The organism is Candidatus Pantoea symbiotica (genome assembly GCF_056491525.1).
Genome location: NZ_JBSZHR010000002.1, coordinates 1,743,200 through 1,758,609 on the forward strand (window position 1 = coordinate 1,743,200; position 15,410 = coordinate 1,758,609).

14 protein-coding genes are annotated in these 15,410 nt (G+C 53.5%); 9 read left to right on the forward strand and 5 right to left on the reverse strand.

Translation table 11 applies throughout. From position 1 onward, the window contains the following. Nucleotides 1-63: 63 nt before the first annotated feature. Nucleotides 64-645 carry a TetR/AcrR family transcriptional regulator gene (locus ACXIZX_RS08690; RefSeq protein ID WP_479403966.1) on the forward strand — a complete coding sequence of 194 codons (582 nt, stop codon included), beginning with the start codon at nucleotides 64-66 and terminating at the stop codon, nucleotides 643-645. A 2-nt stretch (nucleotides 646-647) separates the two neighbouring features. Here ACXIZX_RS08690 and ACXIZX_RS08695 read toward each other — a convergent pair whose 3' ends face one another. Continuing rightward, nucleotides 648-1,211 carry a TetR/AcrR family transcriptional regulator gene (locus tag ACXIZX_RS08695; protein ID WP_479403967.1) on the reverse strand — a complete coding sequence of 188 codons (564 nt, stop codon included), beginning with the start codon at nucleotides 1,209-1,211 and terminating at the stop codon, nucleotides 648-650. 205 nt (nucleotides 1,212-1,416) lie between these two features. Here ACXIZX_RS08695 and ACXIZX_RS08700 point away from each other — a divergent pair, with 205 nt between their 5' ends. Beyond that, nucleotides 1,417-2,079 carry a pirin family protein gene (locus tag ACXIZX_RS08700; RefSeq protein WP_479403968.1) on the forward strand — a complete coding sequence of 221 codons (663 nt, stop codon included), beginning with the start codon at nucleotides 1,417-1,419 and terminating at the stop codon, nucleotides 2,077-2,079. Between the two features lie 114 nt (nucleotides 2,080-2,193). Continuing rightward, entirely contained in the window at nucleotides 2,194-2,910 is a 717-nt protein-coding gene (locus ACXIZX_RS08705) for a GntR family transcriptional regulator (RefSeq protein ID WP_179450975.1), read from the forward strand. Between the two features lies 1 nt (nucleotide 2,911). Here the strand turns inward: ACXIZX_RS08705 and ACXIZX_RS08710 are convergent, their stop codons facing one another. After that, nucleotides 2,912-4,111, reverse strand: a complete 1,200-nt coding sequence (locus ACXIZX_RS08710; protein ID WP_479403969.1) for an enolase C-terminal domain-like protein — start codon at nucleotides 4,109-4,111, stop codon at nucleotides 2,912-2,914. Between the two features lie 304 nt (nucleotides 4,112-4,415). On the opposite strand from ACXIZX_RS08710, the gene ACXIZX_RS08715 reads away from it, so the two are divergent. Then, nucleotides 4,416-5,807, forward strand: coding sequence for a PTS transporter subunit EIIC (locus ACXIZX_RS08715; RefSeq protein WP_479403970.1), 1,392 nt, complete (start codon nucleotides 4,416-4,418; stop codon nucleotides 5,805-5,807). Between the two features lie 96 nt (nucleotides 5,808-5,903). On the opposite strand, the gene ACXIZX_RS08720 is transcribed toward ACXIZX_RS08715, so the two are convergent. After that, nucleotides 5,904-6,920, reverse strand: a complete 1,017-nt coding sequence (locus ACXIZX_RS08720) for a lipoate--protein ligase A (protein WP_479403971.1) — start codon at nucleotides 6,918-6,920, stop codon at nucleotides 5,904-5,906. A 202-nt stretch (nucleotides 6,921-7,122) separates the two neighbouring features. Between ACXIZX_RS08720 and ACXIZX_RS08725 the strand changes: the two genes are divergently transcribed. The 3 genes from ACXIZX_RS08725 (at nucleotide 7,123) to ACXIZX_RS08735 (ending at nucleotide 9,288) form a co-directional block, all read left to right on the forward strand. Beyond that, complete coding sequence (locus ACXIZX_RS08725; RefSeq protein WP_277966106.1) at nucleotides 7,123-7,803, forward strand: type 1 glutamine amidotransferase domain-containing protein; 681 nt, start codon at nucleotides 7,123-7,125, stop codon at nucleotides 7,801-7,803. Between the two features lie 69 nt (nucleotides 7,804-7,872). Further along, a complete protein-coding gene (locus ACXIZX_RS08730) occupies nucleotides 7,873-8,628 on the forward strand; it encodes an alpha/beta fold hydrolase (RefSeq protein ID WP_479403972.1) in 756 nt (251 codons plus the stop codon). A gap of 54 nt (nucleotides 8,629-8,682) precedes the next feature. Next, the gene (locus ACXIZX_RS08735; RefSeq protein ID WP_179450970.1) at nucleotides 8,683-9,288 is read left to right on the forward strand and encodes a TetR/AcrR family transcriptional regulator; all 606 of its coding nucleotides are present in this window, start codon (nucleotides 8,683-8,685) and stop codon (nucleotides 9,286-9,288) included. Between the two features lie 113 nt (nucleotides 9,289-9,401). Here ACXIZX_RS08735 and tkt read toward each other — a convergent pair whose 3' ends face one another. Further along, nucleotides 9,402-11,393 carry a transketolase gene (gene tkt / locus ACXIZX_RS08740; RefSeq protein WP_479403973.1) on the reverse strand — a complete coding sequence of 664 codons (1,992 nt, stop codon included), beginning with the start codon at nucleotides 11,391-11,393 and terminating at the stop codon, nucleotides 9,402-9,404. Nucleotides 11,394-11,422: 29 nt separating this feature from the next. After that, entirely contained in the window at nucleotides 11,423-11,881 is a 459-nt protein-coding gene (locus ACXIZX_RS08745) for an RpiB/LacA/LacB family sugar-phosphate isomerase (RefSeq protein WP_008104031.1), read from the reverse strand. 446 nt (nucleotides 11,882-12,327) lie between these two features. Here ACXIZX_RS08745 and ACXIZX_RS08750 point away from each other — a divergent pair, with 446 nt between their 5' ends. Together ACXIZX_RS08750 and ACXIZX_RS08755 are read left to right on the forward strand one after the other, a co-directional pair. After that, nucleotides 12,328-13,662 carry an MFS transporter gene (locus tag ACXIZX_RS08750; protein ID WP_479403974.1) on the forward strand — a complete coding sequence of 445 codons (1,335 nt, stop codon included), beginning with the start codon at nucleotides 12,328-12,330 and terminating at the stop codon, nucleotides 13,660-13,662. A gap of 1 nt (nucleotide 13,663) precedes the next feature. Then, the gene (locus tag ACXIZX_RS08755; RefSeq protein WP_179450966.1) at nucleotides 13,664-15,409 is read left to right on the forward strand and encodes a dihydroxyacetone kinase family protein; all 1,746 of its coding nucleotides are present in this window, start codon (nucleotides 13,664-13,666) and stop codon (nucleotides 15,407-15,409) included. Nucleotide 15,410: the final 1 nt, after the last annotated feature.

Consider the following 15,410-nt stretch of genomic DNA (forward strand, 5'->3'; position numbering starts at 1 on the left):
TCACCGGATACGCATCGCGTATGATAACGCAATTAAAACGATAAATTCTTTTTCGGAGCTAATGTGAGCCACTCTGAACATGACGAATTCTTTTTGCAGCGTCAGCAGCAGATTATTAATGCGGCAAAAGTTTGTTTCAGTCGCTCCGGATTTCATGGCGCCAGCATGGCGGATATTAGCCGTGAATCCGCTTTAGGGGCAGGGCAAATATATCGTTACTTCAGCAGTAAAGAGCTAATTGTCACGGAAACAATCAAAAGCATCGCACAGAACTGGCGCCAGTTTTTAGTACAACATTTACCTGCGCAACAATCGACTCAGGATATTATCAACGCCGATTCCCCATTCTGGCAGCATTGGCCGAGTCAGGACCGGAAATTATTACTGGAAATGTATTCTGAGGCGTCGCGTAATGAATCGGTACGCACCATTTTGGCCCAGCAGGAGCAATTATTACTCGCCGAATTAGATGTGCGTTTTGCCGCAAAAACACCTGAAACCAACGCAACGCAACGTGCCAACCGTATTCAATTTTTATTGCTGATGGTGGATGGCGTCGCCTGCCGCGCTTTTGGCGATAGCGACCTTGATCAGAATGAAATGCAGCGCGTGAACGGCATTCTCAGCCAGCATCTATTCGGTTGAGATTAGGCAGCACTGTGCGGGTAGATGTCATTCACCACCGCATTGAAAAACGGCATAAAGCCCGGTGCGATATCGCGCTGCTTCATGCAGCGGCGAATAATGATGCCGTCAATAATCAGCGACATCACATATAAGCGGGTATGAATGGCATTGGCGTCCTGTTCGGGATGCAGCGCCTGCTCCTGAGCGATAAAGTTATTTTTAAGCTCATGCCAGGCATCGAACATAATTTGCTGGATGCTATTATTACGCGTGGCTTCAGACGACACTTCCATCAGCAGAATAATACTGTTTTCCACGGCCGCAGGCACAATATCTTCCGCTTCATGATAATGTCCTTTCATATGTGCGATACGTTCGAAATCAGCATTCAATAGCGTGATCATTCGCTGCACCACACTGGTGACTAACGCCTCAATGATCGCCTCTTTATTTTTATAATATTTATAAATTAAACCGATGCTGACGTCGGCCTGAGTGGCAATATTCTGAATCGATGTCTGGTGAAAACCTTTTTGCCGCATGCACTGCTCGGCGGCGGCAAGAATCTGTTCGCTTCGGTTCATGATTATTACACTCACAGAATAAAGCGGCTATTTTACGCAATTAAACCTGCGCTGGCGATGAATAAAAACATTAACTTGATCTTATTATTTAGGCACTTAATCGTTGTTCAGTTTTTTTGATTTAAGCGAGCAGTTTTGCCTGCTGTTCATGATTTTCCAGATCTCTATGATGGTGGACAGAGAAAAATCATCGAGGAGTTACACCATGAACCTTCTGCGCGCCCAACGCGATCAGCTGTTTGAATATGGTCCGTTTAACATTCGCCGTCAGCGTCCTGGTGAAGCGTTTGGACCGCTGGAGATTATCGATCAAATGACGCTGCAGCTGGATGCCACCATCCCGCTGCATTCGCATCAGGACAGTGAGATTTTCAGCTACGTTTTGCGCGGTTCGCTGCTGCACAGCACCGAGCAGGGGGAAACGCATTCCCTCAACGCCAAACGCGCGCTGCTGCTGAGTGCCGGTAGCGGGATACGCTTTGCCGAGTCTGCGCCTTTTATCGAAACCGAAATGCTGCAGGCCACTATTCGCCCAGCAAAAACCGGCGGTGAACCGCAGGTCAATACCTTTACTCGTGTGGACGGTGCGGCAGCAAACGCATGGACGTTACTGGCAGGGCCGCACGGCAGCGAGGCGCCGCTGCCACTGAATCAGGCGGTATATATTTATGACCTGAAACTGGAACGCGGCCAACAGGTGGATGTGCCACAGCGTGCAGGCTATTCTAGCTGGATTACCGTGCTGGACGGCATTGTGCGTATCGATAATGAACGGTTGCACAAGGGCGATTCCGTGAGCGATACCGCGCCATTACCCGCGCTGACGGGAGAAAGGGATGCAACACTGATCGCCTTTCTGGTGCAGTAATACATGTAGGGTCGCCATTCGTGGCGACCTATGCCCATTGATGCACACCTAACCCTTTCTCCTCATAACATCGTGTTATCATCTGCGAACACAACACAGGAGCAGGCTAATCCCATGAAAAAGAAAGAGTTCGTTACCCAGGATTTGCTGAGCAAGATCTATCAGGAAGATACCTCCGCGCCACGCAAATTACCGCCTGAACGCCAGCTGGCCGAAGAGTATGGCGTATCGCGTTTCACCATCCGGCAAGCACTGGAGAAACTGGTCAGTATCGGGGCGGTACGTATCGTGCAGGGATCGGGCATCTGGATTAACGAGACGGTGCGCAATAACCCGCTGGTGTATAATTCGATCACCGAAAAGCGCTTTGACCAAATGCGTTATCGCACAATCAGTCTGCGTAAAAGACGGCCCGACAGTGACGAGCAACAGATATTCGCTATTAACGACGATGCTTTTATCTGGGAGTTTTCCCGCCTGCGCTATGTCGATAATGTGGCCGTGCAGATTGAAATATCGCGCATGCCAGCAACCTTATTTAGCGATCTCAACGGTGACATTATTGAGCGCTCAATACAGCAATATGTGTTGTCCAAAGGCTATCAAATCTCACATTTACTCACCAGCTACCGCGCAATTAGCGTTAATCGCGAACAGGCGACGTTACTGGGCTGTAAAAAAGGCAGTCCGGCTATGCACATTATTAATCGTGGTATTTTGCAAGGTGGGCAGGTGTATGAAATCAGCGACATCGTTGATATTAATTACACCTGCACTTATTTGATTCCGCATAACCCGGATAATCTGCGTTTCCGCCAGCAACAGCGCTAAATTATGGCGTGTGAATGGTGCCGTCCGGCAGGCGACTCTGCGTCCATTCATGCGGACGGTAAACCACCGGATGTTTTTCCGCTAACGCTTGATCAAAGCCGACGCCAATACCCGATGCTTGTGGTGGATAAATATAGCCATTTTTAATCTCCGGCGCGCCAGGGAAAACGGCATCCGTCAGCCTTGATCTCGGAATAAATTCCTGAATTGCTGCATTGTGCAGATGAATATTCAGGTGTGTATTGATTGCCACGCCAATCGGCGTCATATCGCCCGGTCCGTGCCATGCCAGTCGCACGCCAAATGCCTGACACAGCGCGGCCAGTTTTAACGCTGGCGTAATGCCACCAATCTGTGAGATGTGACAACGAATAAAGTCGATGCGACGATTAACAATTAACTCGTGCCATTCCGCTGGATTATTAAATAATTCACCTAAGGCTAATGGCACCGCGCTTTGCTGACGCAGCTGCTCTAGCCAACCGGTTTGCGCGGGAGGAAGCACATCTTCAAGAAAATAGGGCATATACGGCTCAAGCTGTTTAACCAGTTGAATTGCCTGCTGTGGGAATAAGCGCTCATGCACGTCATGCAGAATTTCGAAACGATGTCCGTATTTCTCTCTTAATGCCCGGAACATCTCAACCGTATTTGCCATGTACTCTTGCTGCGAGTAATAAGCGCCTGAGGTGCTATTTTCCGGTGCGTTGAGTTCTTTGGGCGTTCCGCCGTAAAAACCCAGCTGACAGCGGATATGGCGATAGCCTTTCTCTAAGGCGTTATCGACCGAGGTATAAAGTTCGTCCAGTGTTTCACCGCTGGCATGGGTGTAAGCCGCAATTGCATCGCGCGCTTTACCGCCCCACAGCTGATAAAGAGGCATATCGGCTAACTGCGCCTTAATATCCCACAACGCCATATCCACGCCCGAAATGGCATTGTTAGTCACTGGCCCGTTACGCCAATAGGCATTAACGTTCATCATCTGCCACAGGTCTTCAATATTGTTGGCATCGCGTCCAGTTAATAGCGGTACCAGATACTCATCCACCATGGTTTTAACCGCTAAAGGACGCTGTTGAAAGGTGGCGCAGCCGTGACCGATAATCCCTTTATTGGTGGTAACACGCACGGTAATAAGGTTATGGCGATCGGGTCGGGTAATAAAACACTCAATACTTTCAATAATGGTTGGGGTCACGAGAAATACTCCTGTGGTGCAGTGACTGCACGCAATATCAAGGCATGTTGATAAGCTACTTTTGCCGTATCATTACCGGGTTTTTATAGAGACGCAAACCCTTTTTTGGGCAATAAATATTGGTCAGTAAATCAGAGCGTTTATCGCCATAAAACAGACCAATTCGCCAGTTTAGGGCTTAATGAGTCTGATGCAGCGGCTTTTGTGATCGCAGTCATGATTTATTGGTTTGTTTTGTCCGGTGTCATTTATTACCATCCAGTGCAGATTTCATCAGGCTGTTTTTCTTCCCTCAGGAGCACGTATGGGAACGCAGGAAGTAATAAAAAATATAATCCACTTAGTGGGTGGGAAGAATAATATCAATAAAGTCTGGCATTGCATGACGCGTTTGCGCTTTGACCTTATTGATGACAATAAAGTTAACCAGAGCGAAATTAAAACCTTGCCCGGTGTGCTGGGCGCGCAAATGCAGAGCGAACAATTCCAGATTATTATCGGGCCCAAGGTGAATAGCTGGTATGAGCAAATCGTTCCGGTATTAAATAATGATGGCGTACAGCCGGCGCAAAATGAGAAAACACGTAAAAGCCTGATATCGCTGTTTATGGATACCGTCTCGGGCGTGTTTGGACCGATTGTTCCCGCGATTGCCGGCGCAGGGATGATCAAAGGATTGCTGGCTGGATTAGTGGCGTTGCAGCTGGTCTCGGCCAAAAGTGACACGGTGATGGTGATTGATTTAATTGCCAGCGGCGTGTTCTATTTCCTGCCGTTCTTTTTAGCGGTCTCCGCCGCCAAAATTTTCAAAACCAACGAGTATTTAGCCGCGGCCGTGGCGGCTTGTTTAATGTATCCCTCTTTGATTGATGCAGCAAAAGCGCTGGCGGCGCATCAGGAGGGCGCAGTGAGCGCGTTTTGGCTGATGGGCGTGCTGCCAGTTTCGGTATTTAATTATGCCTCCAGCGTTATCCCGGTCATCTTCTCTATCCTGGCGCTCAGCTATATCCATCGCTGGGTGGATCGCATTATGCCGGAAGTATTGAAAACCGTATTTACCCCAACTTTGACGCTGTTCCTCGCGGCATTGACCGCGCTAGTGGTGATTGGCCCGATGGGGATTTGGCTTGGCAAAGGTTTGGCGCTGTTTATTGAGGGCTTATTCAGTATCTCAGCGAGCTTTGCTGGCTTAATTGTCGGCGCCATTCGCCCGGTTGCCGTGCTAACCGGCATGCATCACGCGATGACACCGATTGCGCTACAGAACTTTAGCGATCGCGGTTATGACATGTTGATGCCGATGATGTTTATGGCAAATATGTCGATCGCCGGAGCGACATTTGCTATCTGGAAATTAAGTAAAAATCGTCAGGACAAAGTGGTCACGCTTTCAGCCGCGATTTCAGCGTTATTAGGCATCACGGAACCGGCGCTGTTTGGCGTATTAACGCGCTACAAAAAAGCCTTTATCGCGGCAACAGTTTCCAGTGCGCTGGCTTCAGCCTTTATCGGTTTCTTTGGCGTGCGTTTATATGGCTATATTCTTTCCAGTATATTCAGTCTGCCAGCCTATATTGGCCCGTACTTTATCTGGGCCGTTTCTGGCGTCGCCATTGCGCTTATCATGTCATTTAGTCTGACGTTGATTTTGGTGGGTAAGGAACCTGATTTAGTTATTCAGGCAGAGAATAAGTAATAAATTGTCTATGCAACCAGGTGCGCATGAATGCGCACCCTACAAAAAAACCGCCAAACAAATGTAGGGTCGCCATTTATGGCGACCGATTTCCACTTAGCTCACACTCACCACCAGCCAGCTTTCCAGCTCGTTCAGTTCATTAATCTGTTCCGGATATTCCGTTTTCAAAAGCGTTAATTGCGCCAACATGGTTTCAGGTCGATATACCGCGCCTTGCAGACGTAACGCCAGCGCTTCTAATGGTGAAGGGTTCAGGCTATCGGTGAAAATCTGGCAGCGAGAAATCACGCCGCGCTCCACATCAAAATGGATCTCTACGCCGCCCCAGACAAAGCGCTCATTCAACTGATGCGAAAAATCCGGTGCGTTACCAAAATTCCATTCCCAGCTGCTTAGCCGCGCAAACTGTTCTTCAAAACCGGGCAAATCAGGTAGTGCGGCGGGGGAAATATGCTCCGGTTCGCACTCTTCCTGGTAGTAAACGAAATACGCGGCAATCACCTCACGGCAGATTGCGTCAAAGCTGATGCCCGGCACCAAATCGGCAATGTTGGCTACGCGTGAGCGCACCGAGGTAATGCCTTTCGCCTGTAATTTTTTAATGTCTGGATTGAGGTAATCGGCGAGACGCGAAAGGTCGGCATCCATCAAAAATGTGCCGTGATGAAAACCGCGATCCGGCGTTTCACGATAGGCAGATCCGGAAATCTTGCGCACCTCGCCATCCACATTCACCACGATATCGTTGCGACCCGATGCTTCAGCTGGAATGCCAAGCTGTTCCAGCGCGCGCAGGATAATCGCCGTTGACACCGATTTATCATATTCCGGTTTGCCGGCCATAAAGGTGAAGCAGCAGTTTCCCAAATCGTGAAACACCGCGCCACCGCCGCTGCTGCGTCGTGCCAGCTTGATACCGTCTTCCGCCATCCGCCGCGTATTGCACTCTTTCCACGGATTCTGGGCGCGCCCGATCACCACCGTTTCGGCGTTCTGCCAAAGAAACAGCACGCGCTGCGTTGTCGGCATCTGGCGGAAAATACACTCTTCTACTGCGAGGTTGAACCAGGGATCGTGTGAGTCAGAAATCAGCAAACGTAGGGTGGACATGATTTTTCGGTTCCGTGAGAAAGGGCAAATCGGGATAGAGTACGCTTAAGCTAATCGAAAGATAAGAAACAGCGGCGCATTTCATTTCAGTAAAAAAATGATTTAACCACTAGACGACTGGTCTATTAGCTGTTACTTTGAATTCAAGCGCTAGACGACTGGTCTAGTTTAGATGTTTAAATCCAGCAGCAGGAGATTGATGATGAAGATTCTTATGGTTTTAACCTCACACGACCAATTGGGTAACACCGGACGTAAAACCGGTTTCTGGCTGGAAGAGCTGGCCGCGCCTTACTACGCATTCAAAGATGCTGGCGCAGAAATCACGCTGGCGTCGCCAAAAGGGGGCAACCCGCCGTTAGATCCTAAAAGCAATGAGCCGGATTTCCAGACTGAGCAAACGCATCGTTTTGAAGCGGATGCCGCAGCAACCGCGCAACTCGCCGCCACCGTGCGTCTGGACAGCGTATCGCCAGCCGATTTCGACGCGGTGTTTTACCCAGGCGGCCACGGCCCACTGTGGGATTTAGCAGAAGATCAGCACTCCATCGCGCTGATCGAAGGCTTCCTGGCTGCGAATAAGCACGTTGCACTGGTGTGTCATGCGCCGGGCGTGCTGCGTCACGTCAAAACGCCGGAAGGAAAACCGCTGGTAGAAGGCCGTAAAGTCACCGGCTTTACCAACAGCGAAGAGGAGGCGGTCGGCCTGACTCAGGTGGTGCCTTTCCTGGTGGAAGACGAGCTGATTGCGAAGGGCGGTCTGTATTCGAAAGGCGCGGACTGGAGTTCTTATGTGGTCAGCGATGGTTTGCTGATTACCGGACAAAACCCAACTTCTTCAGCAGAGACGGCGCAACAGTTGATCAAGCAACTGGCGCAATAAACGCATCGGGAGGCGAGCCGCTGTTCGCCTCCTATGTTTTGCATCGTGAAAATTGTGGAGAGAAAAATCATGTTTAAAAAATCATTAACCACGTTAGCGTTAGGCGCAGTTCTGTCGGTGTATGCGCAGGCGTCACTGGCTGAGCCGGTGAAAAACATTGTGCTGGTTCACGGTGCGTTTGTGGATGGCTCGGGCTGGAATCCGGTGGCGCGCATTCTCGATAAAGCCGGTTATAAAGTGTCGATTGTGCAGGAGCCGCAAACTTCGCTGGCTGATGATGCGGCAGCCACCCGACGCGTTCTGGCATTGCAGCAGGGCAAATCACTGCTGGTCGGACACAGTTATGGCGGCATGATTATCAGCGATGCGGGTAACGATCCGTCGGTTGCTGGCCTGGTGTACATTGCCGCGTTCCAGCCAGATCAAGGGGATTCGCTGTTGAGTCTGGCGAAAAAATATCCGCCCGCCGCGCAATCCATCGCTGAAACGCCCGACCATTATCTCTATTTGAAACCGGAAAAATTCCACGCTGATTTCGCCGCCGATTTGCCCGTTAAAGAGACCGATTTGCTGGCGCGTTCTCAGGTGATGCCTGCTGTCGCGGCCTTTGCTGCACCGGCCGGTGCGCCAGCGTGGAAAAACAAACCCAGCTGGGCGGTGGTAGCAACCGAAGATCGCGCGATCAATCCGCAACTGGAACGCTTTATGGCGCAACGTGCGCACAGCAGCGTGACGGAGTTAAAAGGAAATCATGCGATTTACGCCTCACAGCCTAAAGAGATTGCGGCGGTGATCGAGAAAGCGGCACGCAGCTTATCGCAGTAGTAAACGCATGCTCTGCATCTAGACGACTGGTCTAGTATTTGGTAATCTAACGCTATGACGACTACATCCCAATTGCATAGCAATGAAATCCGCGATCACATCCTTGCCACTGGCCAACGCATTATGGCCGGCAAGGGTTTTTCGGCTGTCGGATTAAATGAAATCCTCACCGATGCCGGTGTGCCCAAGGGCTCGTTCTATCACTACTTCAGCTCGAAAGAGGCTTTTGGGGTGGATATGCTGGCGCGCTACTTCGATGATTATCTGGCTGAGCTTGATGCGACGTTGAGTCAGCCGGGCCTGACGATGGCCCAGCGGCTGATGAATTACTGGCAGCTGTGGCGTGAATCGCAATCGTTCTCCGATTGTCAGGGCAAGTGTCTGGCGGTGAAGCTGGGCGCGGAAGTTGCCGATCTCTCGGATAGCATGCGCGGCACGCTACAGACCGGCACGGCCGGCATTATCGCGCGACTGGCGGATGCGTTAGAAGCGGGTGTTGAGGAAGGTTCGCTGTCTATCGATGATAAACCGAGCCGTGTGGCAGAAAGCCTGTATCAGCTGTGGGTGGGCGCCAGCGTGATGGTGAAAATCGTGCGCAATACCGGCCCGTTTGATTCTGCCATGAGCATGACGCAAAAGATCATTCGTATCACCGCGTAGTAAGAAGGGCGACTCAACAGAGCCGCCCTTTATTTTGTCGGGTTGGCATGAATGCGCACCCTACGAAAACCTCGCCAAACAACCGTAGGGTCGCCATTAATGGCGACCTGAAATCACAAAACCGATTTCGCCGTATTAACCACGTTCTCAACGGTGAAGCCAAACTCCTTGAACAGCTTATCCGCAGGCGCTGACTCACCGAAGGTGGTCATGCCGACGATCGCACCGTTCAGGCCGGTGTATTTGAACCAGTAATCCGCGATACCCGCTTCAATCGCCACGCGTGCGGCAACCGCTTTCGGCAGCACGGATTCACGGTACGCCGCGTCCTGCTTGTCGAAGGCGTCGGTGGATGGCATAGCCACCACGCGCACCTTGCGGCCTTCCGCCGTCAGCTGCTCATAAGCGCTCACCGCCAGCTCCACTTCTGAACCGGTAGCGATCAGGATCAGCTCTGGCGTACCTTCGCTGTCCTTCAGCACGTAACCACCGCGCGCCACGTTAGCCAGCTGCTCAGCGCTACGATCCTGCTGCGCCAGGTTCTGACGCGAGAAGATCAGCGCCGACGGGCCATCAACACGTTCGATAGCGTACTTCCACGCCACCGCAGACTCAACCTGGTCGCACGGGCGCCACAGGCTCATGTTTGGCGTCACGCGCAGGCTGGCCATCTGCTCAACCGGCTGATGCGTCGGGCCATCTTCGCCCAGACCAATCGAGTCGTGGGTGTAGACCATGATCTGACGGATTTTCATCAGCGCGGCCATACGTGCGGCGTTGCGCGCGTACTCGACGAACATCAGGAAGGTGGCGGTGTACGGCAGGAAGCCGCCGTGCAGCGCGAGGCCGTTGGCGATGGCGGTCATACCGAACTCGCGCACGCCGTAATGGATGTAGTTGCCCGCCGCGTCTTCATTGATCGGTTTAGAACCGGACCACATGGTGAGGTTGCTTGGCGCCAGGTCAGCAGAGCCGCCCAGATATTCCGGCAGGATTTTACCGAAGGCTTCGATGGCGTTCTGCGAGGCTTTACGGCTGGCGATTTTCGCCGGATTGGCCTGCAGCTGCTCAATAAACTTCTGCGATTCGGTTGCCCAGTTAGCCGGCAGCTGGTTGTTGACGCGACGTTTGAACTCCGCAGCCAGTTCCGGATGTGCAGCGGCGTAGGCAGCAAACTTCTGGTCCCACGCAGACTCTTTCGCCTGGCCGGCTTCTTTGGCATCCCACTGCGCGTAGATATCTGAAGGGATTTCAAACGGACCGTGATTCCAGCCCAGCTGCTTACGGGTCAGCGCGATTTCATCGGCACCCAGCGGCGCGCCGTGCGAATCGTGCGTACCGGCTTTGTTCGGCGAACCGAAGCCAATCACGGTTTTGCACATCAGCAGCGAAGGCTTGTCGGAAACCGCTTTGGCTTCTTCAACCGCTTTCTTAATTGCGTCTGCGTCGTGACCGTCCACGCCGCGCACCACGTGCCAGCCGTAGGCTTCAAAGCGTTTAGCGGTGTCGTCGGTGAACCAGCCGTCAACGTGACCGTCGATGGAGATGCCGTTGTCATCGTAGAAGGCAACCAGTTTGCCCAGCTTCAGGGTACCGGCGATGGAGCAGACTTCGTGTGAGATGCCTTCCATCATGCAGCCGTCGCCCATAAACACGTAGGTGTTATGGTCTACGATGTCATGGCCCGGACGGTTGAACTGCGCCGCCAGCGTGCGCTCGGCAATGGCAAAACCGACTGCGTTCGCGATGCCCTGACCGAGCGGGCCGGTGGTGGTTTCAACGCCTGCGGTGTAACCGTATTCCGGGTGACCTGGAGTTTTAGAGTGCAGCTGGCGGAAATTTTTTAATTCGCTGAGCGGTAAATCGTAACCGCTCAGGTGGAGCAGGCTGTAAATCAGCATTGAGCCATGACCGTTCGACAGCACAAAGCGGTCGCGGTTAGCCCAGTTGGGATTGCGTGGATTGTGCTGCAAAAAGTCGAGCCACAAGACTTCAGCGATATCCGCCATGCCCATCGGGGCACCCGGATGTCCCGAATTGGCTTGTTGTACGCCATCCATACTCAAAGCGCGGATGGCGTTGGCTCTTTCCCGGCGTGTAGACATAAGGTTCTCCAGAGGTGCGACGTCGGCGCTTATTTAGCGTGAGATACTTGTTCGTAGTAACCAATCTTCTCAACTTTGGCGGTTGAGCCGCCACCTTCAAACTCCGATGCCAGCCAGGCATTAACGATGTTCTTCGCCAGCTCAGGCCCGATGACGCGCGCGCCCATGGTCATGATCTGTGCATTGTTGCTCTTGCGAGCACGCTCGGCAGAGAAGGTGTCGTGACACTGCGCTGCACGCACGCCTTCCACCTTGTTAGCGACAATCGCCACACCGATGCCGGTGCCGCACAGCAGAATACCGCGCTCAAATTCGTTCTTCTGGATGGCGGTGGCGAGCGCAAATGCCACATCCGGGTACATCGGACGGTCGTTTTGCGCGTCATTAGTGTAATCCGTCACCACATACTCTTTCTCTTCCAGCAGCTTTTTAATCACATTTTTCAATTCGATAGCCGCATCATCGGCGCCAATTGCGATAGTTTTCATCGTCGTTCTCCAGCAGGGTGTGCAATGACGCCTGCACGTTTGTTCAGCAGGCGAGAATATGTTCATGGTTAGCCTGCCATAAATACAATCATATGTTCAATGGCTGTTCATATGAATTGCCTTCAGGATCGCGCCTGAATTCCTCAGGAAACCCTGTCAAACCGCCTTTGCTGCGCTGGATGGGCGCAGTAATCCGATAAATTGACCAAAATCAAATCTCATGAAGCCGCTCACACTTTCACGTGTTGCAGTTGAGAGATGCACAATTATCCGTGTAGTGTTCATATGTTCGCATGACTATACCAATGTACAAGAAGACCCATCGAGGACTCGAACATGTGTCATTTACACCGTACCTCTCAGTACTCCTGCAGCCAGCGCCTCTTTGGCGATTGGTCAACACCACATAAAGAAATGATCACTCACGCACGTCGTGGAGGTGCGTTATGAACCAACAAACAATGACGGCGGTGGAACAATCCACCATCCGAAAAATCTCCTGGCGCTTAGTGCCGTTCGTGGCGCTGATGTTCTTTATCAACTTCCTCGATCGCACCGCGATTTCGTTTGCCGGCCCCAACGGCATGACGCAAGACCTTGGCCTCACCGCGCTGCAGTTTGGCCTGGCGTCGGGCATCTTCTTTATTGGTTACATCCTGCTGGAAGTGCCAAGCAACCTGGCGCTGCATAAGTTCGGCGCGCGTCGCTGGCTGGCGCGCATCATGATCAGCTGGGGCATTGTCTCGCTGCTGTTCACCTGGGTGAGCAGTGTGGAAGGCTTGTATACGCTGCGTCTGTTGCTGGGTATCGCTGAAGCCGGCTTCTTCCCTGGCGCGATTCTCTATCTCAGCATGTGGGTGCCGGGACGTCATCGCAGCAAAATCCTGTCGCTGTTCTATCTTGCGCAGCCGCTGACGGTGGTGTTCGGTGCACCTTTAGCCGCGTCACTGATTCAGCAGCATGGCCTGTTTGGTATGGAAGGCTGGCGCGTGATGTTTATGGGCGTCTCAATTCCCGCGATTCTGATTGGTATCGTCGCACTGTTCTGGTTGGTGGATTCGCCGCGTCAAGCCAAGTGGCTGAGCGCCGAAGAGAAAACCTGGCTGACCACCGAACTGGAAGCCGAGCATCAACAGAAGCAGGGCCATCAAAAACATAGCCTGCGTTCGGTGATGGGTAACGGCCGCGTCTGGATGCTATGCCTGATTTACTTCGGCTTTATCTATGGCCTGTATGCGCTGGCGTTCTTCCTGCCGACCATCATCGCGGGCTTCCAGCAGCAGTTTGGCACCACCTTTAACGTGATGCAGAAAGGGCTGATTACCGGCGTGCCGTACCTGATCGCGGCGGTGGTGATGTTCTTCTGGTCGAAAGATGCCACACGTCGTGGCTGCAAAACCTGGCACATCGCCATTCCGGCGCTGGCAGGCGGCATCAGCGTGCCGTTGGCGCTATATATGGATTCGCCGTTCACCACCATCATGGTGATTGCGATTACTGCCAGCTCCATCTTCGCCGCGCTGCCGAACTTCTGGACCTTACCGACGCAATTCCTGACCGGCGCATCTGCCGCCGCAGCCATTGCCTTGATCAACACCTTAGGAAATGTAGCGGGCTTCTCTGCGGGCTACATCACCGGCGCACTGCATGACGCCACCAACAGCTACGCCTTGCCGATGTTTGTGGTAGGTGGATTCATGCTGCTGTCCGCGTTCCTCATGCTGTTACTTAATCGCCGTCGCTCGCCGTCTCGGCCGACCTCTTTAGCTCAGGAGCATTAATATGACGTACCTGTTTAACCAACCTTCAGCCTTTGCCGCTGAGCTTATCGAAGGCTTTGTTGCCGCCAACGCCGATAAAGTCCGTCAGGTCGCCGGAGGCGTGGTGCGCAGCACCCGCAGCCAGCCGAATACGGTGGCGGTGATTGTGGGCGGCGGGTCCGGTCACTATCCGGCGTTCGCCGGGTTGGTTGGACAAGGTCTGGCGCACGGCGCGGCGATGGGCAACTTATTCGCGTCGCCGTCGGCACAGCAGATCTACAACGTGGCGCGAGCGGCCCATAACGGCGCGGGCGTATTGCTGATGTTCGGTAACTACGCTGGCGATGTGCTGCACTTCGGCCAGGCCTGCGAGCGTCTGCGCGCGGAAGGCATCGCTTGTAAAGTGCTGGCGGTAACCGACGATATCTCCAGCGCGGGTAAAGATGAGCTGGAGAAGCGTCGCGGTGTGGCAGGCGATCTCTGCGTGTTCAAAGCCGCCTGCGCCGCAGCTGAAGCGGGTCACGATTTATCACAGGTGTTGCAGCTGGCACAGCACGCGAATAACCGCACGCGTACATTTGGCGTGGCGTTTTCCGGTTGCAGCTTGCCGGGTGCTTCACATCCGCTGTTTGAAGTGGAAAAAGGGCGCATGGCGCTGGGACTTGGCATTCACGGCGAGCCGGGGATCAAAGAGACCGACATGCCGAGTGCGGATGAGCTGGCCGAGATCTTCGTGGAGCGCTTGCTCAATGAACTGCCAGCCGACATCCCGCAGGCTGAAGGTCAGCGCGTGGCGGTGATCCTCAACGGGCTGGGCTCGGTGAAATATGAAGAGCTGTTTGTCGTTTATCGTCGCGTTGCGCAACTGCTGGAGGCGGCTAAGCTGCAGGTGGTTGAGCCGGACGTCGGTGAGTTTGTCACCAGCTTCAATATGGCTGGTGCGTCACTGACGCTGATGTGGCTGGACGATCAGCTGGAAACTTTGTGGCGTGCGCCGACCAATACGCCCGCTTACCGTAAAGGCAGCGTATTGGTGGCCGAGCCGTTAAGCGCCGCAGAGTTGGTGGAAAGCACGGAAGAAGCCTTGCCAGCAGCTACAGCCGAATCGCAAGAGAGCGCGAAACGCGTGCTGCAGCTGCTCGAAGCAGTGGCAGAAATGTTACAGCGTAACGCTGAGCGTCTTGGCGATATCGATGCGGTGGCCGGCGACGGCGATCACGGTATCGGCATGGAGCGCGGCGTGCTGGGCGCGGTTGAGAAGGCGCGTGAAGTTGCGGCGCGCGGTGCCGGTGCGGGCAGCTTGCTGTGCCGCGCGGCGGATGCGTGGGCCGATAAAGCCGGTGGCACGTCGGGCGCATTGTGGGGCGTGGCGCTTACCGCGTTGGGTACCGCGCTTGGCGATCGTCAGACGCCAGATGCGCAGCGCGTGGCAACCGGCGTACGTGAAGCGAAAGAAGGCATCATGCACTTTGGTAAAGCGCGCGTCGGCGATAAAACCATGGTGGATGTGCTGGTGCCGTTTAGCGACAGCCTGAACGACGCCGTTGCCGCTGGCGCGTCACTAACTGATGCCTGGCTGAAGGCGGCGCAGGTGGCCGATAAAGCCGCGCAGGACACCGCCCAGCTGGTACCCAAAATGGGGCGCGCGCGTCCGCTGGCAGAAAAAAGTGTTGGCACGCCGGATGCCGGAGCGATTTCGCTGGCATTGATCGTCAATACCGTCGGCGATCTGCTAAAAGAACACAGTGCCTCTGAACAAGGAGCTTGAA